The organism is Streptomyces sp. NPDC005811 (assembly GCF_040630405.1).
Lineage (GTDB): Bacteria > Actinomycetota > Actinomycetes > Streptomycetales > Streptomycetaceae > Streptomyces.
On the sequence record NZ_JBEXXK010000014.1, the window covers coordinates 185,994 to 208,828 of the forward strand.

A 22,835-nucleotide genomic window follows, 5' to 3' on the forward strand; every position below is an offset into this window, starting at 1 on the left:
ATGGGGAAGCCCCCTGCGTCTCGGGTCGTCACCCCGTACGGGTGGTCGCTCGGCGCGTGTGCGTCGGGAGCGACGCCCGTAGCTCCCATCCCTGACCGGACGTGGGGCCCGTGTGCAGGTCGCCGCCTAGCGCGGTGACGCGTTCGCGCAGGCCGATGAGGCCGAAGCCGCCGCCGTGGGCCGCGGCGGGCAGTTGGGTGCCGCCGCGGCCGTCGTCGGTCACGGTGACCTCCAGCCGCTGGGCGACGTGACGCAGGCCGATCGTGACCCGGGTGGCGTCGGCGGCATGGCGCCGGACGTTGGTCAGCGCTTCCTGGACGACACGGAAGGCGGCCGCCTGTACCTCGTGCGGCAGATCGGCCGCTACGCCGGTGTGCCGGTCCAGCGTGACGTGTTGGCCGGGGCTCTCGAAGCTGTTCGCCAGGTCGGCGATGGCCGCCAGGTCCCCGACCGGGCGCAGGTCCGGGTCCGGCGAGTCGGTGTCGCGCAGGACGCCGACCGTGCGGCGCATGGAGGCCAGTGCCTCGGTGGCCGCGCGCTTGATCCCCGCCAGGACGGGGTCGAGTTCCCCTCGCTGGTCGGCGGCCATCATGCGGGCCATCTGCGTCTGCACGAGGATGCCGGTGACATGGTGGGCGACGAAGTCGTGCAGGTCGGCCGCGATCGCCAGCCGCTCTCCGCGTCGCGTCTCGTCGACGGCGACCGTACGGCGGTAGTCCAGCGCGCGCAGGTAGGCGGCGAGTCCGGCCGTGAGGCCGATCAGGATCAGGCCGATCAGCTCGTAGAGCGGCGCCTCGTCGCCCGACCACACCGACCGGAAGTACCGGGTGGGCGTGGCGAGCAGGGCGCCCGCGTCCAGCACGCCGCACACGACGGCCCAGCGGGGAGGGCAGTGCCGTACGGCGATGAACAGCAGGCACAGCAGGACGGTGATCTCACCCGGGCCGAACGGGGCGTCGCGGTGCCGTAGGAGCGAGGCCGCCGTGTACAGGAGGGACAGCAGCGCGGGTGCGCCGGTCCGTAGCTGCGGGGTCAGCCACGCGGGCCGGCGTCCGCCCGGCCACAGCACCGCCGTCAGGCCGGCCGCCAGGACGATCACCGCAGGCCAGAGGGCGTGGCCGGCGTCGCTCGCGACGAGTACGTCGACCACCGACACCGCGAGCAAGGAACCCACGGCGACACCGCGTGCGCAGCCACGCAGCCAGGCGAATCTCATGGAGATCACCGTATGCGCCCATGCTGTTCGAAGGGGTCCACGACCAGGCTGGTAGCTTCGGGCTCTCCAGTGTCAGGAGAGGACATGCCGGACAGCAGGTATCTCGTGGGTCTCGTCGCAGGCGCGGCCGCTGTGTTCCTCCTCGGAGGCATCGGTACGCGCGCGGTCTCCGGCACCGAGTCGACGACCGAACTCGACGCGTACGACACGGTGTTGGTGGACGGCCACCAGGCCCTCGCGCCCAACATCGTCGCGGGACGGACGCAGAGCAAGTACCACCCGCTTCCCTGGGTCGGAGTGCGGGTCGGGGTGTCCTGTCCGACCGGCCTGAAGAGTGTCGTCGGCGCGACCGTCACCTGCACGGGGAAGAGGAACGACGGCACCACGGTGGACATCCCGGTGACCGTGACCCGGGTGACGGGGTCCCGCATCACCTGGAGGTTCGCCCGCTGAAATCGTCGCCGGGGCCGTACAGCGCATCGTATTCCGAGGAGAGCTGGTAGAAGCCCGGCTCGTCGACCGTGAGGCGGGTGAAATCGCCCCGCTGGCGCAGACGGCCGCCGTTGTCGGCGTGCAGCCACGGCGAGTACGCGACCCGCACGGTCACCGAGCCCGGGCCCGGCATGTGGACGACGAGGAAGGAGTCCGACGCGCTGACGATCTCCGCGGGCGCCGGTACGAGCGGTACGGCGTCCCGCACCCGGTAGAGCCGCCAGTGCGCGTCGCTCCACACCGGCTTCAGCCAGGCCAGCCCCCCGCGCACCAGCCGCGCCTCCGCCGCCCCGTACCGGTCGGGCTCGGCGTCGGAGACGGCCACGTAGCCGACGGCCCACCGGTCCAGCCAGTTCCGGTAGGTCGTCGCGGAGAGGGTGCCGTCGTAGAAGAGCCGGCCCCGTTCCATGTCCAGCTGGGTGTTCCAGCCGCGCGCCATGTTGATGTGGGGGGACAGCACGGCGGCGTCGCGGTGGTCATGGGCCGGTACGACCTCGACCCGCGCGCGCTCCGCGTCGAGCCGGTCGAGTACGCGGACCAGCCCCTGGGTGTCCGCGGCCCAGGCCGGGACGGCGTCCGAACCCTTCAGGAAGGAGAGGGGGGTGCCCGATCCCAGCCAGAACAGGGAACCGGCCAGCGCCAGCGCGAGGCCACCACGCCGATACCGGGCGGACCGCTCCGTGCAGAGCAGGCCGGCCAGCAGCACGGCGGGAGCGAACAGCAGGGCCAGACGCTCCACGTTCGAGCCGATGGGGGAGGGGGTGAAGTAGGTGAGGACGACACCCGCCGCGTACACGGCGCCGCCGAGCCGTACCACCCGCCAGCCACGCGGTGCGCAGACCGCCACCGCGAGACCGAGCAGCGCGGGCCACCAGATCCGACCGGTCGCCATCGGCTGCTCGCCGCCGAAGGGGAACAACAGGGTGGTCACCCCGACGACCACGAACGGCGGCAACGTGAGCACGGCGGCCCGCGGCCAGTCGCGTACGAGACCGTAGGCGGCCCCCGCGACGACCAGGAACAGTCCGGCCACGGGGCTCCCCGTCGTCGCGAGCACGGCGTATCCGGCCGCCAGTACCAGACGCCGTTCGCCCACCAGCAGCACACACGCGGCGAGGGCGAAGGCGACTCCCAGCGCGAAGGTCACCCGGCCCGCGGCGACATCGACCCACAGCCCGAACGCGGCCGTCAGCGCGGGCGCCACCGGACGTCGGATCCCCGAGCGCACGAGCAGGACGGCGGCCAGCCAGCCGGCGGCCAGCCCGGACGCGACGGCGATCGTCCGTACGCCGAAGAAGCCCATCAGATACGGCGACAGCAGGCTGTAGTTCGCCGTGTGCAGTCCGCCGAACCAGAACAGCCCGTAGGCCGAGTCGCCGTGCTCGGCGGCATAGCGCGCCCAGGTGTCCTGGGCCGCGAGGTCACCACCGCCGTTCGCCCGGAACAACGCCCAGACGACATACAGCGGAAGCATCGTCACGGTGGCTAGCAGCGGCTCACGATGGCGGTGGAGGAAGGGACGGAGCCGTTGTCGGGATCTGCGCCGGGTGGGAGCGGTGTCCCGCGTGGGTGCGGTGACCGCGTCGGCGACAGCGTTCATGAGGGGGGAGTTCTCCGTTCGAGGAGGGGCAGCCCGGGCATTGCGGCGGAGTGGAGGTCCGCCCGCCCCTGCGCGAACGACGGCGCCCGTGCGATGTGCGTCCACGGCGTCGATGCGTCGCGGACCGTCGGGTGAATTGTTCGTCGCCGCCCCTGCTGCGGACATCGGCCGTTCGGCCGACTCCACCCGCCGAGGCGCAGGTCAGGAACCGGCCGTTCGGCCGAGGTGGTGACATGGGATCGCGCGTGAAGGCCGATCCATCTCCCGCCCAGGCCCGGAGCCCGTGGCTGAACTGTCTCAGGCGACTCCGGCTTCGCCCGGTACGGCTTCCTCGGCGTCGGCCTTCGGCCTGGCCGGGGGCCGGTCGGTGGAGTCTTCCTCCGTGAAGGCGATCTCCTGGTCCAGGACCTTCCGAGCCCGCGCCATGTCCAGTGCGCCCTCCCAGCGGGAGACGGCGAAGACGGCGACGCAGTTGCCGAGCAGGTTCGTCGCGACGCGCATCGAGTCCATGATGCGGTCCACACCGAGCAGCAGGGCCACGGCGCCCGCGGGGATGACACCGAGCGAGCTCGCGGTGGCCGACAGGGCGAGGAAGGCGGAGCCGGGCACACCCGCCATGCCTTTGCTGGTGAGCATCAGTACCAGGACCACGGTGACCTGCTGCCCGAGGGTGAGGTCCACGCCCACGGCCTGAGCGATGAACAGGGTGGCCACGGACAGGTAGATGGAGGCGCCGTCGAGGTTGAAGGAGTATCCGGTGGGCAGCACCAGTCCCACGGCGTCGTCCCGGCAGCCCGCCTGCCGCAGTTTCTGCATCATGCGGGGCATGACGGTCTCGCTCGACGCGGTGCCCAGCGCGAGCAGCATCTCCTCGCGCGTGTAGCGCACGAACTTCCACAGGCTCAGCCCGGTCACGGCCTTGAGCGCCACGGCCAGGAGGAGCAGGAAGAGCAGAGCGACCGCGTAACAGACCCCGATGAGCTTGCCGTAGGTCGTCATCACGCCGACGCCGTACTGGCCCACCAGGTGGGCGGTGGCGCCGAAGACGGCGAGCGGGGCCAGCTTCATGATGAAGCCGACGATCGTGAAGACGATCTCCTGTACCTGCTCGATGGCGGGCAGGACGGCGGGGACCTTCGACAACCCGAGGTGCAGCAGGGCGGCCCCGACCAGACACGCGAGGACCAGGACCTGGAGGAGGGAGTTCTCGGCGAAGGCGCCGACGGCGCTGTCCGGCAGCGCGTGCAGGATGAACTCGCTGGTCGAGGGGAGCGATCCGCCTCCGGTCCTCTCGTCCACGGCGGAGGCGTCGAGCTGTGCCGGATCCACGTTCATCCCGGCCCCGGGAGCGACGAGGTTGCCCGCGACCAGGCCGAAGAGGAGTGCGAAGGTCGTCGCTACCTCGAACCAGATCAGCGCCTTGACGCCGATCCTCCCGAAGGCCTTGAGATCGCCGGCCTTGGTGATGCCGAAGACGACCACGCAGAACACCAGGGGTGCGATGAGGGCCTTGATGAGGCGCACGAATCCGTCACCGAGCGGCTGAACCGCGGTGCCGGCCTGCGGCCAGAACGTTCCCACGAGGATGCCGAGCACAAGCGCGCAGGCGACCTGCGCGAAGAGAGACCGACGCAGCGTGCGTAGAACGCGTCGCGGCAGGGACGGTGCGGACGACGGCACTGGTGCCTCCAAGCATGTTCTGCAATGCGGAAACTCTTTTCCGGAAAGGAACTATGGTTGAAGGACGGGCCGCACAGAAGCCCTGTGTTACGAGCACGTGAAATCTTGGTTGATTCTCCAAACGCCGGTGGTGGATTGACGCACGGTCAGTTCCGGTTCCAGGACCACGTACCGGTGCTTCGCCGCCGCGCCCGGAGAGGTCCCGGCGACGAGCAGCCGCCCGACTCGCCGCGGCCGCCGCGAACTCGATGTCGCCGGGCGCCCGCAGACAGCAGGCAGCACACGAAGGCGGTTACACGCCGTTCGAGGCGGACGTCACCGCGCATCTGCGACCGGGGGCCGAGAACCGCGTCACGGCCGTGGTCAACAACGAACTGACCTGGGAGTCGATACCCCCGGGCCGGGTCGAGGAACACGCCGACGGCAGCCGCAAGCAGCGGTACTTCCACGACTTCTTCAACTACGCGGGCCTGCACCGGCCGGTCTGGCTCTACACCACACCCCGGACGCACATCAGCGACATCACCGTGACGACGACTTTCGACGGCACGACCGGCGTGGTGGCCTACGAAGTGGACAGCATCGGGGGAACCGACACGGTGGTCCGAGTCTCGCTGCACGACGCCACCGGCGCCGAGGTGGCGACGGCCCTCGGTGCGACCGGCGTCCTGCGTGTGCCCGACGTCCACCCGTGGGCACCCGGCGACGGCTACCTGTACGAACTGCGGGCCACCCTGCGGGACGCGTCGGACGGTGTCCTCGACGAGTACCGCCAGACGGTCGGCGTACGCACGGTGGAGGCACGGGGAAAGCAGTTCCTGATCAACGGAACTCCCTTCTACTTCAAGGGGTTCGGCAAGCACGAGGACGCGGCCGTGCGCGGCAGAGGGCACGACGACGCGCTGATGGTGCACGACTTCGCGCTGATGGAGTGGACCGGCGCGAACTCCTTCAGGACCTCGCACTACCCCTACGCGGAGGAGGTCCTCGACTACGCCGACCGGCACGGCGTGGTGGTGATCGACGAGACCGCGGCGGTCGGCCAGAACCTCAACATCGCCGGGGGAGTCTTCGCGGGTGCGAAGAAGGCGAACACGTTCTCCGCCGACACCATCGGGGAAGCCGCCCGGCGCACCCACCTCCAGGCGATCCGGGAACTGGTCGCCCGCGACAGGAACCACCCCAGCGTCGTCCTGTGGTCCCTCGCCAACGAGCCCGACAACGTCCAGCCCGAGGCCCGCGCGTACTTCGCCCCGCTGGCGGCCGAGACCCGCCGCCTGGACCCGACCCGGCCCATCGCCTACGCGAACGCGCTGATGGGATCACCCGACGAGTGCGCGGTCACCGACCTGTTCGACGTCGTGCTGCTCAACCGGTACTACGGCTGGTACTTCGGCCCCGACGACCTGGCGACGGCCGAGACCGAGCTGGAAGCCGACCTGCGGAAGTGGGCCGAGCGGCACGACAAGCCCATCGTCATCACCGAGTACGGCGCCGACACCTACCCCGGCCTGCGCAGCGCCGTACCGAGCCCGTGGACGGAGGAGTACCAGACCGCCCTGCTCGACGTGTACCACCGGGTGTTCGACCGCATCGAAGCCGTCGTCGGCGAACAGGTCTGGAACTTCGCCGACTTCGCCACCGCGCCCGGCGTGTTCCGTGTCGACGGCAACAAGAAGGGCGTCTTCACGCGCGAACGCCGCCCGAAGAGTGCCGCGTTCAGCCTGCGGGCGCGCTGGCGCAAGGCCGACTGAGTGTTCTTGCGTATACATCCCATGTATATGGATTCCTGGGGTGGATGCTGCAAGAAAAACTCGGGATCATGGCGTTGCATCCCTCTAGACATCCTACCTGTCGCCTGGTGATGATGGCGCTGCCTTCAGCTGAGGCCGCGCTTCCCTCCGTAAGAAGAACCGACCAGTGGCTGGGAGATCCGTCGTGACCCGTGCGTCCGAACCGCAGCGAAGAAGCGTTCTCAAGTTCGGTGGTGCCCTCGCCCTGGCACCGCTGGCCGACGGCCTCTTCGCGGGACCGGCGATCGCCGCCGACAGAGCGGGGGCGGCCGCCGGCCAGTGGCCGACCCTGTCGCGAGAGACGCTGAAGTACCCCGTCCCCGCGGTGGATTGGGAGTCGCAGGCCCTGCCGATCGGTAACGGACGACTCGGCGCCATGCTCTTCGCCGACCCCTATGAGGAGCGCATCCAGTTCAACGAACAGAGCCTGTGGGGCGGGGTCAACGACTACGACAACGCCCTCGCGGGTCAGCCGGACAGCGCCTTCGACACCAGCATGACCGGCTTCGGTTCGTACCGGAACTTCGGTGACGTCGTCGTCGCGTTCGGGTCCCACGGGGCCCGGCCGAAGGTCACGGCCCCGGGAGGCCCGTACAGCTCCTCCTCTTCGGAGGGACTCGACAAGTCCTACGACGGGACGTCGGGCACCAAGTGGTGTATCGAGGGGCCCGGTTCCAAGGTGCAGTGGCAGGTCGAACTGCCCGACCCCGTCGAGGTCACGTCCTACCGGCTGACCAGTGCCAACGACGTCCCCGAGCGGGACCCGCAGCAGTGGACGCTGTACGGGTCCGCCGACGGTTCGAGTTGGACCACGGTGGACGGGCGCTCGTTGTCGGCACCCTTCGAAAGCCGTTTCCTGACAAAGGAGTTCACCTGTGCCGCCGGCGGGTCGTACCGCTTCTACCGGTTCGACTTCGCCCCCAAGGCGGGGGTCAGTCATTTCCAGGTGAGCGAGATCGGCCTGTCGGGCGTCGAACTCGGCGTCGGCGTCGGCCCGTTGTTCCTGTCCTCGCCCAGCGGGCACTCCGGGTCCGGCGGCTCGGGCATCTCCCGTTCGGTGGACGGCGATCCCGGCACCGTCTGGCGGGTCGGCGGCGGCGCGAAGACGGTCGTATGGCAGGCCGATCTGGCCAGTGCGGTCGCCGTCACCTCGTACACCCTGACGGCGGCCCCGGACCGGCCGCGGGACGATCCCCGGAGATGGACGCTCCAGGCCTCGCAGGACGGGCAGGCATGGGTGACCCTCGACACGCAGAACCCCGGGGCGCCCTTCGCCGACCGCGGCGAGACCCGGACCTTCCGGTTCACCAACACCACCGCGTACAGCGCCTACCGGATCACGTTCACCCCGGATCCGTCGTCCACCGGCTTCCAGATCGCCGAAGTCGCCTTGGCGGGAACGGGGTTCGACACCCGCACGCAGAGCGCATTCGTCGACTACCAGCGCGCCCTGGACTTCACCCAAGGGGTCCATGTCACTCGCTTCGGCGTACCGGGGCAGCGGTTTCGGCGGGAGGCCCTCGCGAGCCGTTCCGCCGACGTCATGGTCTTCCGATACACGTCGGAGCGCGCGCGGGGACTCTCCGGAACGATCTCCCTGACGTCCGCGCAGGACGAGGCGCCGACGACCGTCGACCCCGGCGCCGGACGGATCGCCTTCCACGGGGTCATGGGCAACGGCCTCAAGCACGCGTGCACCGTCAGGGTCCTGCACACCGACGGCACCCTCAGCGCCGACGGGCCGGCGCTCGGGTTCACCGGCTGCACGACGCTGACCCTGCTGCTCGACGCCCGCACCGACTACAAGCTCGACGCCGCCGCCGGATGGCGCGGAGCCGATCCGCGGGCGGCCATCGACCGGGCCCTCGACAGGGCGGCCAAGCGGCCCTACGGCGCCCTGCGCGACGAGCACACCGCGCAGATACGCGCCCTCATGAACCGCGTCTCCGTCGACTGGGGCACCTCCGAGGACACCGTCGTCGCGCTGCCGACCCACGCCCGGCTGGCCCGCTACGCGGCGGGCGGCGACGATCCGACCCTCGAACAGACGATGTTCGACTACGGCCGCTACCTGCTGATCAGTTCCTCCCGCCCGGACGGCCTGCCCGCCAACCTCCAGGGCCTGTGGAACGACAGCAACGCGCCCGCCTGGGCCTCCGACTACCACACCAACATCAACATCCAGATGAACTACTGGGGAGCCGAGACCACGAACCTGTCGGAGTGCCACGAGGCGCTCGTCGAGTTCGTCAGGCAGGTCGCGGTGCCCAGCCGGGTGGCCACCCGCAACGCCTTCGGCAAGGACACACGCGGCTGGACCGCCCGCACCAGCCAGAGCGTCTTCGGCGGCAACGCCTGGGAATGGAACACCGTCGCGAGCGCCTGGTACGCCCAACACCTCTACGAGCACTGGGCGTTCACCCAGGACCTGGACTACCTCCGCACCGTCGCGCACCCGATGATCAAGGAGATCTGCCAGTTCTGGGAGGACCACCTCAAGGAGCGCGAGGACGGACTCCTCGTCTCACCGAACGGCTGGTCCCCCGAGCACGGGCCGCGCGAGGACGGCGTCATGTACGACCAGCAGATCATCTGGGACCTGTTCCAGAACTACCTCGACTGCGAGGCGGTCCTCGACGCCGACCCCGCTTACCGGGCCAAGGTCGCGGACATGCAGGCGCGCCTCGCGCCGAACAAGGTCGGCAAGTGGGGGCAGTTGCAGGAATGGCAGGAGGACATCGACAGCCCCACGGACATCCACCGCCACACCTCGCACCTCTTCGCGGTGTATCCGGGCCGTCAGATCACCCCGAGGACACCCGACTTCGCGACCGCCGCCCTCGTCTCGCTCAAGGCGCGATGCGGCGAGAAGGAAGGCGTTCCCTTCACCGCCGCGACGGTGTCGGGCGACAGCCGCCGCTCGTGGACCTGGCCCTGGCGGGCCGCCCTCTTCGCCCGCCTCGGCGACGGCCACCGCGCCCAGATCATGCTGCGCGGCCTGCTGGCGTACAACACGCTCCCGAACCTGTTCTGCAACCACCCGCCCTTCCAGATGGACGGCAACCTCGGCATCTCGGGCGCGGTGGTGGAGATGCTTCTCCAGAGCCACGACGGCGTCATCCACCTGCTGCCCGCCCTGCCCGACGGCTGGAAGCCCCGGGGCTCCTTCACCGGGCTCCGCGCCCGCGGCGGCTACGAGGTCAGCTGCGCGTGGCGGGACGGTAAGGTCACGTCCTACACGATCGTGGCCGACCGCGCGCGAGCCCGCGGGAAGGTCACCGTGCGGGTGAACGGCGCCGACAGGAAGGTCAGGCCGGTCAAGCCCTGACGGGGGTGCCCGGACTCTGGACAGCGTAGACAGGTCATCGCGACTGCCGCCCTTGTGCGGGCCTGGAGTGCCGCAGCGCCTCCGCGATGACCTGTACGAGGTGGCGGCTGTCGAGGCCGGCGAGGTCCCGTACCTGTGTGCGGCAGGAGAACCCGTCGGCGAGGATCCGCCGGTCGGGGCTCGCGGAGGCCTTGGCGAGGATGCCGTCCCGGGCGATCTTCGCGGAGACGTCGTAGTGGCCCTTCTCCATGCCGAAGTTCCCGGCGAGGCCGCAGCATCCCGCGGAGGTCTCGACGTCACAGCCCATGGATTCCAGGAGCGCCCGGTCGGCGTCGTAGCCCATGACCGCATAGTGGTGGCAGTGCGGCTGGACGAGGAGTCGCTCGGCCGCCCGCGGTGGCGTCCAGCCGATGGAGGTGACGAACTCGGCGACGGTCTTGACCGAGCGGGCGAGTTCGGCGGCTCGGGGGTCGTCCGGGAGGAGTTCCACGAGGTCCGAGCGGAGGGTGGCGGTACAGCTGGGCTCGATGCCGACGACGGTCCTGCCGTCCCTGACGTGCGGGAGCAGGAGGTCGAGCGTCCTGCGGAGTTTGGCTTTGGCGGCGGTGAGCTGACCGGTGGAGACCAGGGTCAGCCCGCAGCAGGCCCCGGGGGCGGCGATCTCGACGTCGCAGCCGGCGGCGGTGAGGACGTCGACGGCGTCCCGGGGGATCTCCGGGGCGAGGGCGTCGGAGAAGGAGTCGACCCAGAGCAGGACCTTGGGTCCGCCTTCCTGCCCCGTGACGATCTCGGGTCCCCTTCTCCAGCGGAACGGCGCCCGGGGCAGCCTCGGCAGCGAACGACGGGGGTCCGCTCCCATCATCGCCGTCATGGCTCTGCGGAGCAGCGGGATGCGGCCGGTGAGGTTGAGGACGGAGGCCAGAGGGGCAGCGATCTTGAGCCACTGCGGCAGGCGGCCGAGTGTGTAGTGGCTGAGCGGACGCAGACGGCCTTCGTACGTCCGGTGCAGGGCCTCCGACTTGAAGGTGGCCATGTCGATGCCGGTGGGGCAGTCGCTCGCGCACGCCTTGCAGCTCAGACAGAGGTCGAGCGCGTCGTGGACCTCCGGTGAGCTCCAACCGTCGGTGACGACACCGCCGTTGAGCATCTCCTGGAGCGTGCGCGCACGGCCTCGGGTGGAGTCCTTCTCGTCCCGGGTGGCGGTGTACGACGGGCACATGAACCCTCCCTGGCCGCGCAGGTCGGCCCGGCACTTGCCCACCCCGACACACCGGTGGACGGCATCGGTGATGTCACCGCCGTCGTGCGCGAAGGCGAAGCCGTCGGCGGCACGGAGCCGGCGGGCCTGGGGGCGGCGGAGGTCGGCGTCCAACGGGGCCGGGCGGACGACGACCCCGGGGTTCATGAGGTCCTCGGGGTCGAGGAGAGCCTTGAAGGCCTCCATCGCCCTCAGGGCTTCCGGGCTGTACATGGCGGGCAGCAGCTCGGAGCGGGCGCGTCCGTCGCCGTGTTCGCCGGAGAGGGAGCCGCCGTGTTCGGCGGCCAGAGCGGCGGCGCGTTCGAGGAACCTGCGCATCGGCGTGCCGTCGGCGTTCAGCGGGAAGTCGATGCGGACGTGGACGCAGCCGTCGCCGAAGTGGCCGTACGCCAGGCCGGAGACGTTCTCCTCGGCCATGAGCGCTTCGAGTCCGCGCAGGTAGTCGCCGAGCCTTTCCGGGGGTACGGCGGAGTCCTCCCAGCCGGGCCACGCCTGCTTGCCGTCGGCGGTGCGCCCGGCCAGGCCGGCGCCGTCGGCGCGGATCTGCCAGAGCCGGGTCGCCTCGGGGCCCGCGGGCAGGACGACGGCGTCGGCCGAGCCGGAGGCGGCGACGAGTTCCCGCGCCGCCTCGACAGCCTCCTCGGAACTCGCGCCGCCGACCTCGGCGATCAGCCACCCCCCGCCCGCGGGCAGGGCCGGGACGGAGGCGCTGCCGTGCGCCCGGCGGACGACGTCGACGAGCTGTGCGTCCAGGCCCTCCAGGGCGAGCGGGCGGAAGGGGAGGAGGTTCGGCACGTCGTCCGCGGCGGCGGCCATGTCGTCGTAGCCGAGGACGGCCAGAGCCGGCGCGGCTGCCCGGGGGACGAGCCTGACCGTGGCTTCGAGGAGGATCCCGCAGCTGCCCTCGGTGCCGGTCAGCGCGGCCGCGAGATTGCGGCCGTTCTCCGGGAGGAGGTGTTCGAGGGAGTAGCCGGAGATCTGGCGTCCGAAGCGGCCGAACTCGGTGCGCAGGACGGCCAGGTTCTCCGCCACGAAGGAGTCCAGACCGGGTATCGCCGTGAGCGCCTCGTCCCCCGAGCCGGCCGTGATGATGTCGCCGCGGCCGGTCAGCCAGGTCAGGGACACCACGTTGTCGGCTGTACGGCCGTAGGAGAGGCCGTGCGGTCCGCACGCGTTGTTGCCGACCATCCCGCCGATGGTGCAGCGGGTGGCGGTGGACGGGTCGGGGCCGAACCGCAGTCCGCAGGGCAGGGCGGCGTCCTGGAGAGTGCTCAGGATCGTCCCGGGTTCGACCACTGCTGCCGAGGCGTCCGCGTCGATCGACAGGACGCGGTTCATGTGGCGGGAGAAGTCGATCACGAGGCCGGGGCCCACCGCGTTGCCGGCGCAGGAGGTACCTCCTCCCCGCACGGTGACGGGGACGCCGTGGGCGCGGGCGATGCCGACCGCGGTGATCACGTCGTCCGGGGACTTCGGCGTGAGCACGGCCTCGGGGACGATCCGGTAGTTCGAGGCGTCCGTCGAGTACAGGGCCCTGGTCAGGGACGAGCCGTCGACGAGGTCGCCGAGCTCGGCGCGGACGGCGTCGAGGAACGCCTCGCTGGGGGTGGTGGGATCATCTGCCATGGTCGCGTCCCTGTCGTGCTGTTCCTGAAGAGCGGTCGTGTCGGCCGGCCGTCATGGGAGGACGAGCCGCCTGGGGGTGTCGGAGGCGGCATCCCGAAGCCGTCCGGGGTCCACACCCTCGGCTGTCAGCGCGCTGATGAGTTGTTCGAGTGCCGCGGGGGGCTCGGGGCTGTCGGGTTGTCCAGCGTCGGACGCGAGGACCAGGCGTGAACCTGCTGCCCGGGCCACGGCGGCCAGTCGGGCGGCCGTCATGCCCGGTTGGTGGAGGAGCTGGTAGGCGGTGATCTCGACGTGGGCGCCCCGCTCGGCGAGTTCGGCGATCTCCCCCGCGCCCATGCCGGGGACGGTGTACGAGGGGTGAGTGAGCAGGAACCTGTCGATGCCCCGGCCCAGTGCCTCGTCCAGGAGCCACCTGCACTCCGCACCGCTGACATGCCCCGTGCACAACACGGCGTCGTGCTCGGCGATCAGGTCGAGTACGAAGGCGACGTCCTTCGCCGCCGGATCGTCCGCTGCCAGGATCGGGGGGACGGACAGCACGGATCGGTCCAGACGCCCGTCGAGGTCTCCGAGCCTGGGCAGTTCGGCGGTCTCCTGGGTGTGGGAGTCGGCTGTGGGGAACCACACCACGCGGCCTCCCGTGGACAGCGCAGACAGGACCGCCGCCGGGTTGATCCCGCCCACGGCACGGTTGAGGGCGAGGCCGCCCACGACCTCCAGCCCGGACGACCGGCTCAGGGCGCTGGCCCGGCCGACCGTCGACTCGTGGTGGGCCTTCAGGACGAAACCGCTGTAGCCGGCCGCGGCATAGCTCGCGCCGATCTGGTCGTCGTAACCGATCCGGTCGAGCACGTCGGGCGCGGCATGGACATGAACGTCAAACATGGAGCTGCTCTCTCTCGGAGCCACGGTCGGGCGCCAACGCTCCGGCGATGAACCCGGTCCGGGACTCGGCGAGCACGGGAACCTCTGAACGCAGGCGCCGCAGACCCGTCATGTCGAGCTCGACGACGGTGGCGCCCGGCTCGTCTCCGAGGCGGGCGAGGACGCCGCCGTCCGGCCCCAGGACGCGCGAGCCGCCCCAGAACCGGGCCCCGCCGTCCGTACCGCAGCGGTTGACGAAGACGACGTAGCACTGCAACAGGACGGCGGTGTGCTCCAGGATCACTTCCCAGGTACGGCGGATCCGCGCAGGATCGGCGCCTTCCATGCTGGCCACGGGCACCATGAGGACCTCCGCTCCGGCGTGGGCCGCCAGCCACGGGATAACCGGATGCCACATGTCGTTGCAGATGGCCGTGGCGATCCTGGCCGCGCCGAAGTCGGCGGTCCGCAGGTCCGCACCGGCCTGGAACAGCAGATGCTCGTTCCACGGCGCGTAGGAGACGGGCTGGAGTTTGCGATGAAGGTGACGGGTCCCGGTCGACGGATCGGTCAGCAGACAGGAGTTCCACGGCAGCCCCGAGCCGTTCTTCTCGGCGAAGCCCACTCCGACGCCGGCGGACACGAGAGCGGTCAGGCGAGGGTCGTCGGCGGCGAACAGGTCTGTCTCCCGGTGCGGAGTGAATCCGTATCCGTTGACCGAGAGCTCCGGCGTCAGGGCGAGGTCGACCGGCCCCAGTCCGTTGTGCAGTTCGGCGATCCGGGTGAGGTTCTCCTCCACGGCGCCGAAGACGGGCGCGGTCTGGAGGAGCCCCACACGCAGGGTGCGGGGCTCCTCCGGCCTCGCCGTCACTTCAGCTTGCTCGCGCTGAGCCACTGGCTCGCGACCTCCTCGGGCCTCTTGCCGTCCACGTCGATCTGTGCGTTGAGCTTCTGCAGCGCGGCGGTGGTCAGCAGCTCGCTCACCGGATCCATCACCGTCTCGATCTTCGGGTACTTCTTCAGGACGGACCCGCGGACGTTCAGGGACAGGTTGTAGGGCGGGAAGAACTTCTTGTCGTCCTCCAGGACCGTCAGGCCGAGGGCGGAGATCCGTCCGTCCGTGGCGAACACCTCGCCGAAGTCGCACGGGTCGCCCTTGGCGACGGCGTTGTAGATCGGGCCTTCGGCCAGCTCCGCCACGTCGCTCTTCGGGAGGCTGAAGCCGTACGCCTTCTGCAGCCCGGGCCAGCCGTCGTCGCGGCCGAAGAACTCCGAGGCACCACAGAAGCCGGCACTCCCCGCGTCCTTCTCGGCGAGCGACGCGTACGCGGAGAGTGTGGAGACGCCGAGCTTCTCGGCCGTTGCCGTCTTCACCGCGACGGCATAGGTGTTGTTGGCCGCGGCGGGCGGCAGCCACACCACGTCGTTCTCGGCCTTGTCCAGGGTGCTGACCTTCTTGTACATGGCCTGCGGGTCGGTCTCGGTCCCCGACTGCTGGAGTGCCAGCCAGCCGGTGCCCGTGTACTCCCAGTACATGTCCACGGAGCCGCCGGTCAGCGCGGCGCGGACGGCGTTGGTGCCGCTCATGCCGCACGTACGCTTGACCTTCGCCCCCTGCGACTCGAGCCGCTCGGCCGTGATCTCGCACAGCAGCAACTGCTCGGTGAAGTTCTTCGAGGCGACGGTCACCGTGGCCCCCTTGAGGGGACCGCTCTCGGCGGGGCCGCTGCCCTGGTCGGTGCCGCTGCTGCCGAGAGCGCAGCCGCTGGTGAGTGCCAGGCCGAGCAGACCTGCCGCGGCCCACATGTTTCTGCGCATGCTGAAGCCCTTTCGTAGTGCGTGAAGTGACGTGAAGTGGTGGTGCGTGTCCCGGGGTGGGAGCGGGCTCAGATGCCGCGTGGGCGGAGGACCCGCTCCGCCAGGCCGGCCAGCCAGTCGACGGTCAGGGCGAGGGCCATCGTGAGGGCGCTGCCGACGACGAGCACCGGCGTCCTGTCGAGGGAGATACCGGAGGAGATGACCGCCCCGAGGCCGCCGGCGTTGGTGAACGCGGCGAGGGTGGCCACGCCGACGTTCAGGATCAGCGCGACGCGGATGCCCGCCAGCATCACCGGGACCGCCAGGGGCAGCTCGATGGTGAGGAGCACCTCACGGGGGCTCATCCCGATGCCGCGCCCGGCGTCGATCAGCGCGGGGTCGACCTGGCGGATGCCGACCATGGTGTTGCGCAGGACGGGGAGGAGGGCGTAGAGCACCAGCGCCAGCACGGCCATCCAGAAGCCGACGCCGAAGACCATGGCCAGGATCACCAGCACGCCGATGGACGGCACCGCCTGGCTGGCGTTGGCCACCGCGAGCACGATCACCCCCACCCCGCTGATGCCGGGCCTGGTCAGCAGCACGCCGAGCGGGACGCCGATGGCGATGGTCAGCAGCGTCGACACGGCGACGAGCTGGACGTGCTCCCACAGCGCGGTCAGGACGACGTCCGGCGCCAGGGTGCGGGTTTCGATGGAGTCCATGTCGAGGGAGCCGACGTAGGCCCAGAGGGCTCCCAGCAGGACCAGGACGACCAGCGGCATGACCCAGGTCCTGGAACGGCGTGTCGCCGAGCGGGTGCTGACCGCCTGGACCGCCGCGGTGCTCACGAGAGCACCTTCGTCGGCTGGGCGGCCGCGGTGAGGAGGGTCTGGAGGTCGAGGTAGCGGTCGTCCTCTCCGGGGACACTGACCACGACGCCCTCCGCCCTGGACGCCAGGGCCAGTTCGAGCGCCCGGTGGATGCTTTCGCCGGCGTCGATCGTGATGGCGTGCGCACGGCCGGGCGAGTCGGCCGGGGCGGCGGCGATGACGTCCGCGACCTTCAGGAGCGACAGCCGTCGGACCGGGGCGCCGGATCCGACGAAGTCGCGTACGAAATCGTCGGCGGGGTTGCTGAGGATCTCCAGGGGAGTGTCGAACTGGGCCAGGCGGGAGCCGGGGCCGAAGATCGCGATGCGGTCGCCCAGGCGCAGCGCCTCGTCGATGTCGTGCGTGACCATCACGATCGTCTTGCGGATCCGTTCCTGGAGACGGAGGAACTCCATCTGGAGCTTCTCCCGTGCGATCGGGTCGACGGCGCCGAACGGCTCGTCCATCAGCATCACCGGCGGATCCGCGGCGAGGGCGCGGGCGACCCCCACCCGCTGCTGCTGACCTCCGGAGAGCTGCCGGGGGTATCGGCCGGCGTGGACGGCCGGATCGAGTCCGACCAACTCCAGCAGTTCCTTCGCCCGCTCACGGCGCTGCGACTTCTTCGCCCCGAGCATCTTGGGCACGAGGGCTATGTTGTCCACGATCGTCAGGTGGGGGAGCAGACCGATCTGCTGGATGACGTAGCCGATGCCGCGTCGGAGGTCGTCCACGTCGGCGTGGGTGACGTCCTTGCCGTCGATGAAGATGCGGCCGTGGGTCGGTTCGACGAGGCGGTTGATCATCCGCAGCGTGGTGGTCTTCCCGCATCCGGACGGGCCGACCAGGACGACGAACTCCCCTCGCCCGATCTCCATCGAGAGCTCGGCGACGGCCGCCGTTTCCTGGCCCGGGTACCGCTTGGACACCTCATCCAGAAAGATCATGGCGTCAGGGCTCGGGGTGGGTCTGTCAGACATTCAGTCCTCGCAGGGCAGTGATCTTGGCAATCGCGATGAACAGCAGGTCGAGGACGAGGGCGACGACCACCACTCCGACCACTCCTGAGAGGGCTTCCTCCAGCGCGTTGGCTCCCCCGATGCGCTCGAGGCCACGGAAGATCAGCTGTCCCAGACCGGGACCCCGCACGACCGCTCCGATCGCCGCGGTCGCGACCAGCATGATCGTCGCCGTGCGGATGCCGTTGAGGATCACCGGCCAGGCCAGCGGCAGGACGACGGTGCGCATGCGCTGCCCCGCACCCATGCCGAGCCCGCGTGCCGCCTCCACGACCGCCGGATCGACCTCTTCGATGCCGGTGACCGTGTTGCGCAGGATCGGGAAGACCCCGTAGACGGTGAGGGCGGCGATCGTCGGTGCGACCCCGAGTCCCAGGAGCGGGATCATGAGAGCGAACAGGGCGAACGACGGGATGGTCAGCAGGGACCCCGTGAACGACAGCAGGGCGTGGCGCAGGCCCGGCGCGGACTGGGTGAGAAGCGCGAGCCCGACGCCGATGACCGCGGAGAACGAGACGCTGACCAGGACGAGCTCGATGTGCTGCTCGGCCAGGAACAGCAAGTGGTCGGCATTGTCGGACATGTAGGAGACGAGGCTCACGGGGTGGCCCGCCTTCCCCGGTCGCCGCTCACGACCATGGGGAGGAGCGGCTGCCGTGCGGCGGCAGATCCGGGCGCGGACGGGGGATGAGCGAGATGCAGCATGGATTTCTCCGAGGTTCCGGTCCCGCGGGGCGCGAGCAGAGGGTGGTCAGTGGCCTTCGGCGGCCGTCAGAGTTCGCCCGGATCGGCGCCGGAGCGCACGTCGGAGCAGAGGGAGGCGTGCAGGGCCCGTACGGAGGAGAGCAGGTGCCCGCCGAACGCCTGGATGTGCGGCTCGATCCTGAACGCGGGACCCGAAATGTTCACCGCGGCCTTGATCCGGCCGGTGAAGTCCCGCACCGGTGCGCCGATGCCCAGCAGCTCCGGGTCGAAGATCCGGTTCGCCACCGTGTATCCCCGCCGGCGGGCCTCCCGCACCTGGTCGAGGAACTCATGCGCCTCACGGTCCGACACCCTGTCCCCGCAACGCCGGACCATGTCGAGGATGTGCTCGTCCTCGTAGTCCATCAGCAGGGCCATGCCACTTGAACTCCGGTGCACCGGGATGGTCCGGCCCACCCAGTTCACGGCCTCGATCGACCGTCGGGATCCCTCCGACAGGACGGTCAGTACCTCGCCGTCACTGAGAACGCTCAGGTAGGTGCGCTCGCGGACGGTCTCGGTCAGCCTGAGCAGCAGCGGGGCCGCGAGTTTGGTCAGCCGTTGGTCCCCGGCGCGGACCGCCAGTGCGAAGAGCCGCCAGCTCAGCTCGTACCGGCCCGAATCACGTCGGGCGACCATGCCCGTCTCGAGCAGGCTCTTGAGCTGCCGGGAGACGACCGACTTCTCTCGTCCCAGCAACCTGGCGACATCGGCCACACTCAGCCCGTCCGGGAACACGGCGGGATCCGCGGACGCGAGCGCGTCCAGGATCGCCATCACCCGCGAAGCGCCGCTTCGCGCTGCCGCAGTCTGTTTCTGCTCAAGAGCCATACCGAGTCCTTGTTAGCGGTATGAATAGCTAGAGGCGGGGGGCGGGTGCGCGCAACACGGCGTTGCATTTTCTGCACCTACGGCCCGCGGCCGACGGTCAGGCCGAGATGCTCCGGGCGGGCGCGGCGGAGACGCTGAACGCCTCGTCGAAGAACTGCCGCAAGCGGTCGCACAGCAACAGGAACTCCGGGTGGTCACCGTACATGAAGTCGTTGTGCCGCCCGTCGATCGTGTAAAGGGTCTTGGGCGACGCGGCGGACCCGTAGAGGGACCGGGCCTCGTCGAAGGGGTGCAGTGAGTTCCGCTCACCGTGGGCGATGAAGAGCGGTGTCGGTGCGAGATGCGCCACCACGCTCTCCACCTTCAGGTCCAGGATGGACTCCGTGAACTGGAGCCGGGTCGGGTGCCCGAACCCGTAGACCTGCGACAGCTCCTTCTCGACGTAGTCGCCCGTCGCCGGGTCGAGCGGGTAGTGCGCGAAGGTGTCCGCGAGCTTGGATTCGCCCTTGAGGACGCGGTTGACCCGGTCCTCCTTCACCTCGTCGACGATCTTCACGAACTCGTCGTAGGTGTGGATGGACTGGAGCCAGCGCTCGCCGTCGTAGAAGCCGTTGAGGGAGGCGACGCCCGCGACGTCACCGCCCTTCTCGGCGGCGAGGACGACGTTGGCGGCGCCCATGCCCCAGCCGATGAGGCCGATGCGGCGCGGGTCGACGTCGTTCTGCGAGCGGATGAACGTGACCGCGTTGCGTACGTCCTGAGCCTGCTCCTCGATCAGGACCCGGCCCTTCTCGCCCTCGCTGTCCGCCATGCCGCGGTAGTCGAAGCCCAGGCAGACGAACCCGTGCTCGGTCAGCCGCTGGGCGAACAGCTTGGGGTAGAACTCGTTGAAGCCCTGGTAGCCGGAGTTGATGACGAGGGCCGGCAGGTTTCCGGCGTCCGGCAGGTCGTCGGGGTAGTAGATCGTGGCCTTGAGGCGGCTGCCCTCGCTGTAGAACGCGGTTTCCTTCTCGATCACGATGATTCCTTGCGTTGGTTCGACCAGGCCGTCAGAGGGGGAGTCCTGAGCGTGCGGTCCAGCGTGTGCTCCAGGTCCCGGGCGGCAACTCTCGATGCGCGGTGTGACGAACGCAACCAGGCGGTGCATATTCTGCAACTGAGGGGTGGTCGGGGGCAGCGCTCTCACCCGACACGGCGCCTCAGCGGGTGTCTCCAGGGCATGAACGCCCTTACGGGGCCAAGACCGCCCCTGGCCGCACCGCACCCGTGGATCATGATCTTCGTCGCCACGCTGTCTTGCCGGGCATGCGGGCAGCGGATCGGGACGAGGTGCGAGTGCGGACCATCGCCCTCTACGCACGACAGGGAACACACGCCGGCGGGCCGAGCGGTCTCTGGGACGGCGCCCGGCATGGGGACCATGCCCAGCTGCACGTCCCCTTCCCCGATCACGACACGGCCCTCGCGGCGAGCGAAGACCTGGGGGACAAGGAGCCGAAGCAGGAGGACTACGCCTCGATCACGGTGTACCGAGCTGATCACGAAACCTGGCGGGGGGCGGCCGAAGCGGCCGAGGAGAACGACGCCCGCCAACCCGCGAGTTTCGCGGAGTGGTACCTCGACCGGCTCGCCCACGAGGAGCCGCTGACGACCCCCGAACAGCGCCGCGCCGCCCACCGGAGCCGGCACGCGGGGGTGGACACGCCTATCTGGTTGCGCTGGTTCGACTCATGAGCCCGAGACCCAGCCGCTCCTAGCGATGGTGCGGTGGGTGAGGTGGTGGGGGCGGGATCGTGCCCGTGCCGGGTGCGGTCTCCGGCCAGATGAGCAGGACGGGGCAGGGGGCGTGGTCGACGATGAAACGGCTGGAGGGGCCGAGGCTTCGGGGGCCGAGGTGGGTGCGGTCGCCGTCCCGGGCGAGGATGAGCAGGTCGGCGCCCTCGGCGGCGGCCACGACCTCCCGTTCCGCGCGGCCCGCCCGTTCTCGCCGGGTGCACGGGCGCCCCAGGCGCTCGGCCGCGCCGGTCAGGAGCTGTTCGCCCGCCGCTGCGGCCAGGTGCTCCACCCGTGTGCCGGGGGCGCGGTCGGGACGGGCGCGGCCCAGCAGGCCGGCGTAGGCACCGTGCGCGGCGCCCGGCGACTCGGGGCCGGAGACGTGCAGCAGCACCACGTCGGCGTCCTCGGGCGTGTGGGTGCGGGCGGCGTCGACGCAGGCGGGCCAGGTGCCCTCCACGATCCAGACGATGACGGTCACCGTGTTCAGCCTCCGATCGCTTGGAGTGACACCCACAGTGCCACCACCGAGAGCACCAGCGCGGTGGGCACGGCGAACAGACCGAGCCGGGTGAACTCGCCCAGCTCCACGTCGGTGTCGTGTTCGCGCACGATGCGCCGCCACAGCAGGGTGGCCAGGGAACCGGCGTAGGTGAGGTTGGGGCCGATGTTCACGCCGAGGAGCACGGCGAGGACGGCGCCCGGGCCGGTGGGGGTGGTCAGCGGCAGCAGCACGAGGACGGCGGGAAGATTGTTGATCACGTTCGCCAGAACGGCTGCCAGTGCCGCGACGGCGAGCAGGTCCGCGAGGCCGGTGCCGCCGGGCACCAGATGGACCAGGGCATCCGCGAGGCCGTTGTCGACCACCGCCCGGACCACGATGCCCAGCGCCAGCACGAAGGCGCAGAACGGCAGGGACGCTGCCCGCACGATCGCCGCAGGCGTGGTGCTGCGCTGGGCCAGGGCACGGGCCGCCAGGGTGGCCGCGCCCGCGGCCGCGGCCCACGCCGGGTTGATGTCGAGTGCCGAGGTCAGGACGAAGCCGACCAGGGTGCCCGCCACGGTGAGGAGGGCGAACAACGGCAGTTCACGAGGTCCGGCGGCGGGCGGCGCCTCGGCGCCCGCGTCCAGGTCGGTGGCGAAGAAACGGCGGATCACCACGTACTCCGCCGCGATGGCGACCAGCCAGGGCAGTGCCATCAACGCGGCGAAGCGGGTGAACGTCAGGCCGCTGGCGGCGAACGCGAGCAGGTTGGTGAGATTGGAGACCGGCAACAGCAGCGAAGCGGTGTTCGACAGATGGGTGCAGGCGTAGACGTGCGGCTTGGCGCGAGCGCCGAGGCGGGCTGCAGTGGCGAACACCACCGGGGTCAGCAGCACCACCGTGGCATCCAGGCTGAGCACCGCGGTGATCAGCGAGGCCGTCACGAAGACGAGGACCAACAGCCGGCGGGGCCGGCCGGCCGCCCGGCGGGCCATCCAGGCACCGCAGGCGTGGAAAAGGCCCGCTTCGTCGCACAACTGGGCCAGGACCAGCACCGCCGCGAGGAAGCCGATCACCGGCCCCAGCCGGGCGGCCTCGGCTGCCGCGTGGTCGGCGGAGATGGCACCGGTGGCGATGAGCACCCCGGCGGCGGGGACGGCCACGACCGCCTCCGGCCAGCCCCAGGGCCGGATCACGGCGCAAGCCAGCACCGCCAGGAGCAGGGCGCAGGAGAGCGCCTCTGCGAGTGAGCCGTTCAGGGTCGGAGCCTTCCGGGGGGAGAGGGGAGTCCTGGCGCGACGATTTCGTCATGCACCCTCGCGTATTTTTGCGCTCGTACGGTCGCGCCGTCAGCCACGGGGCCCTAGTACTCCAGCAGTACTTCGTGGCTTGACCTGGGGAAACGTCGAGCGGTGGGAGTGTAGCGGCCGATCGGCGGTCACGGGTGGGTTCCGTGCG

The 22,835-nt window shown here is 70.3% G+C and carries 18 protein-coding genes; 4 read left to right on the forward strand and 14 right to left on the reverse strand.

The window, feature by feature from the left end; genetic code table 11:
- Positions 1-28 precede the first annotated feature (28 nt).
- Positions 29-1,216, reverse strand: a complete 1,188-nt coding sequence (locus ABZ490_RS17515) for a histidine kinase (RefSeq protein ID WP_358990394.1) — start codon at positions 1,214-1,216, stop codon at positions 29-31.
- 84 nt (positions 1,217-1,300) lie between these two features.
- Between ABZ490_RS17515 and ABZ490_RS17520 the strand changes: the two genes are divergently transcribed.
- Positions 1,301-1,669: a DUF4333 domain-containing protein gene (locus ABZ490_RS17520; protein WP_358990397.1), complete on the forward strand. Its 369-nt coding sequence runs from the start codon at positions 1,301-1,303 to the stop codon at positions 1,667-1,669.
- On the opposite strand, the gene ABZ490_RS17525 is transcribed toward ABZ490_RS17520, so the two are convergent.
- Together ABZ490_RS17525 and ABZ490_RS17530 are read right to left on the reverse strand one after the other, a co-directional pair.
- Complete coding sequence (locus ABZ490_RS17525; RefSeq protein ID WP_358990400.1) at positions 1,647-3,308, reverse strand: glycosyltransferase family 87 protein; 1,662 nt, start codon at positions 3,306-3,308, stop codon at positions 1,647-1,649. The genes ABZ490_RS17520 and ABZ490_RS17525 overlap by 23 nt on opposite strands.
- A 297-nt stretch (positions 3,309-3,605) precedes the next feature.
- Positions 3,606-4,988, reverse strand: coding sequence for a cation:dicarboxylase symporter family transporter (locus tag ABZ490_RS17530; RefSeq protein ID WP_358990402.1), 1,383 nt, complete (start codon positions 4,986-4,988; stop codon positions 3,606-3,608).
- 248 nt (positions 4,989-5,236) lie between these two features.
- Here ABZ490_RS17530 and uidA point away from each other — a divergent pair, with 248 nt between their 5' ends.
- Entirely contained in the window at positions 5,237-6,742 is a 1,506-nt protein-coding gene (uidA, locus tag ABZ490_RS17535) for a beta-glucuronidase (protein ID WP_358990405.1), read from the forward strand.
- A 184-nt stretch (positions 6,743-6,926) separates the two neighbouring features.
- Positions 6,927-10,109, forward strand: a complete 3,183-nt coding sequence (locus ABZ490_RS17540) for a glycoside hydrolase N-terminal domain-containing protein (protein ID WP_358990408.1) — start codon at positions 6,927-6,929, stop codon at positions 10,107-10,109.
- A 34-nt stretch (positions 10,110-10,143) separates the two neighbouring features.
- Here the strand turns inward: ABZ490_RS17540 and ABZ490_RS17545 are convergent, their stop codons facing one another.
- From ABZ490_RS17545 to ABZ490_RS17585, 9 genes are all read right to left on the reverse strand, one after another.
- On the reverse strand, positions 10,144-12,993 hold the full coding sequence (locus ABZ490_RS17545; RefSeq protein ID WP_358990411.1) for an FAD-binding and (Fe-S)-binding domain-containing protein: 2,850 nt from the start codon (positions 12,991-12,993) through the stop codon (positions 10,144-10,146).
- Positions 12,994-13,044: 51 nt separating this feature from the next.
- Positions 13,045-13,878: a DUF6282 family protein gene (locus tag ABZ490_RS17550; protein ID WP_358990413.1), complete on the reverse strand. Its 834-nt coding sequence runs from the start codon at positions 13,876-13,878 to the stop codon at positions 13,045-13,047.
- The gene (locus ABZ490_RS17555; RefSeq protein WP_358990416.1) at positions 13,871-14,728 is read right to left on the reverse strand and encodes a nitrilase-related carbon-nitrogen hydrolase; all 858 of its coding nucleotides are present in this window, start codon (positions 14,726-14,728) and stop codon (positions 13,871-13,873) included. Before ABZ490_RS17555 ends, ABZ490_RS17550 begins: the two co-directional genes overlap by 8 nt.
- On the reverse strand, positions 14,725-15,675 hold the full coding sequence (locus ABZ490_RS17560; protein WP_358990419.1) for a glycine betaine ABC transporter substrate-binding protein: 951 nt from the start codon (positions 15,673-15,675) through the stop codon (positions 14,725-14,727). Before ABZ490_RS17560 ends, ABZ490_RS17555 begins: the two co-directional genes overlap by 4 nt.
- A gap of 68 nt (positions 15,676-15,743) precedes the next feature.
- Entirely contained in the window at positions 15,744-16,505 is a 762-nt protein-coding gene (locus tag ABZ490_RS17565) for an ABC transporter permease (protein ID WP_358990422.1), read from the reverse strand.
- On the reverse strand, positions 16,502-17,473 hold the full coding sequence (locus ABZ490_RS17570; RefSeq protein WP_358990426.1) for an ATP-binding cassette domain-containing protein: 972 nt from the start codon (positions 17,471-17,473) through the stop codon (positions 16,502-16,504). Before ABZ490_RS17570 ends, ABZ490_RS17565 begins: the two co-directional genes overlap by 4 nt.
- Before the next feature lie 25 nt (positions 17,474-17,498).
- Complete coding sequence (locus ABZ490_RS17575; protein WP_358990429.1) at positions 17,499-18,146, reverse strand: ABC transporter permease; 648 nt, start codon at positions 18,144-18,146, stop codon at positions 17,499-17,501.
- Between the two features lie 170 nt (positions 18,147-18,316).
- On the reverse strand, positions 18,317-19,120 hold the full coding sequence (locus tag ABZ490_RS17580; RefSeq protein ID WP_358990431.1) for an IclR family transcriptional regulator: 804 nt from the start codon (positions 19,118-19,120) through the stop codon (positions 18,317-18,319).
- A gap of 97 nt (positions 19,121-19,217) precedes the next feature.
- Positions 19,218-20,138 carry an alpha/beta fold hydrolase gene (locus ABZ490_RS17585; protein ID WP_358990434.1) on the reverse strand — a complete coding sequence of 307 codons (921 nt, stop codon included), beginning with the start codon at positions 20,136-20,138 and terminating at the stop codon, positions 19,218-19,220.
- 287 nt (positions 20,139-20,425) lie between these two features.
- On the opposite strand from ABZ490_RS17585, the gene ABZ490_RS17590 reads away from it, so the two are divergent.
- Positions 20,426-20,854, forward strand: a complete 429-nt coding sequence (locus tag ABZ490_RS17590; RefSeq protein ID WP_358990437.1) for a hypothetical protein — start codon at positions 20,426-20,428, stop codon at positions 20,852-20,854.
- 19 nt (positions 20,855-20,873) lie between these two features.
- Here ABZ490_RS17590 and ABZ490_RS17595 read toward each other — a convergent pair whose 3' ends face one another.
- Positions 20,874-21,374, reverse strand: a complete 501-nt coding sequence (locus tag ABZ490_RS17595) for a universal stress protein (protein WP_358990440.1) — start codon at positions 21,372-21,374, stop codon at positions 20,874-20,876.
- Between the two features lie 5 nt (positions 21,375-21,379).
- Complete coding sequence (locus tag ABZ490_RS17600) at positions 21,380-22,636, reverse strand: SLC13 family permease (RefSeq protein ID WP_358990458.1); 1,257 nt, start codon at positions 22,634-22,636, stop codon at positions 21,380-21,382.
- Between the last annotated feature and the right edge of the window lie 199 nt (positions 22,637-22,835).

Excerpts from the sequence above, each read along its gene's own strand:
- ABZ490_RS17550 (WP_358990413.1), bottom strand. The coding sequence starts at position 13,878 with ATGTTTGACGTTCATGTCCATGCCGCGCCCGACGTGCTCGACCGGATC.
- uidA (WP_358990405.1), top strand. The coding sequence starts at position 5,237 with ATGTCGCCGGGCGCCCGCAGACAGCAGGCAGCACACGAAGGCGGTTAC.
- ABZ490_RS17525 (WP_358990400.1), bottom strand. The coding sequence starts at position 3,308 with ATGAACGCTGTCGCCGACGCGGTCACCGCACCCACGCGGGACACCGCT.
- ABZ490_RS17545 (WP_358990411.1), bottom strand. The coding sequence starts at position 12,993 with ATGGCAGATGATCCCACCACCCCCAGCGAGGCGTTCCTCGACGCCGTC.
- ABZ490_RS17520 (WP_358990397.1), top strand. The coding sequence starts at position 1,301 with ATGCCGGACAGCAGGTATCTCGTGGGTCTCGTCGCAGGCGCGGCCGCT.
- ABZ490_RS17560 (WP_358990419.1), bottom strand. The coding sequence starts at position 15,675 with ATGCGCAGAAACATGTGGGCCGCGGCAGGTCTGCTCGGCCTGGCACTC.
- ABZ490_RS17590 (WP_358990437.1), top strand. The coding sequence starts at position 20,426 with ATGCGGGCAGCGGATCGGGACGAGGTGCGAGTGCGGACCATCGCCCTC.
- ABZ490_RS17580 (WP_358990431.1), bottom strand. The coding sequence starts at position 19,120 with ATGGCTCTTGAGCAGAAACAGACTGCGGCAGCGCGAAGCGGCGCTTCG.
- ABZ490_RS17515 (WP_358990394.1), bottom strand. The coding sequence starts at position 1,216 with ATGAGATTCGCCTGGCTGCGTGGCTGCGCACGCGGTGTCGCCGTGGGT.
- ABZ490_RS17570 (WP_358990426.1), bottom strand. The coding sequence starts at position 17,473 with ATGATCTTTCTGGATGAGGTGTCCAAGCGGTACCCGGGCCAGGAAACG.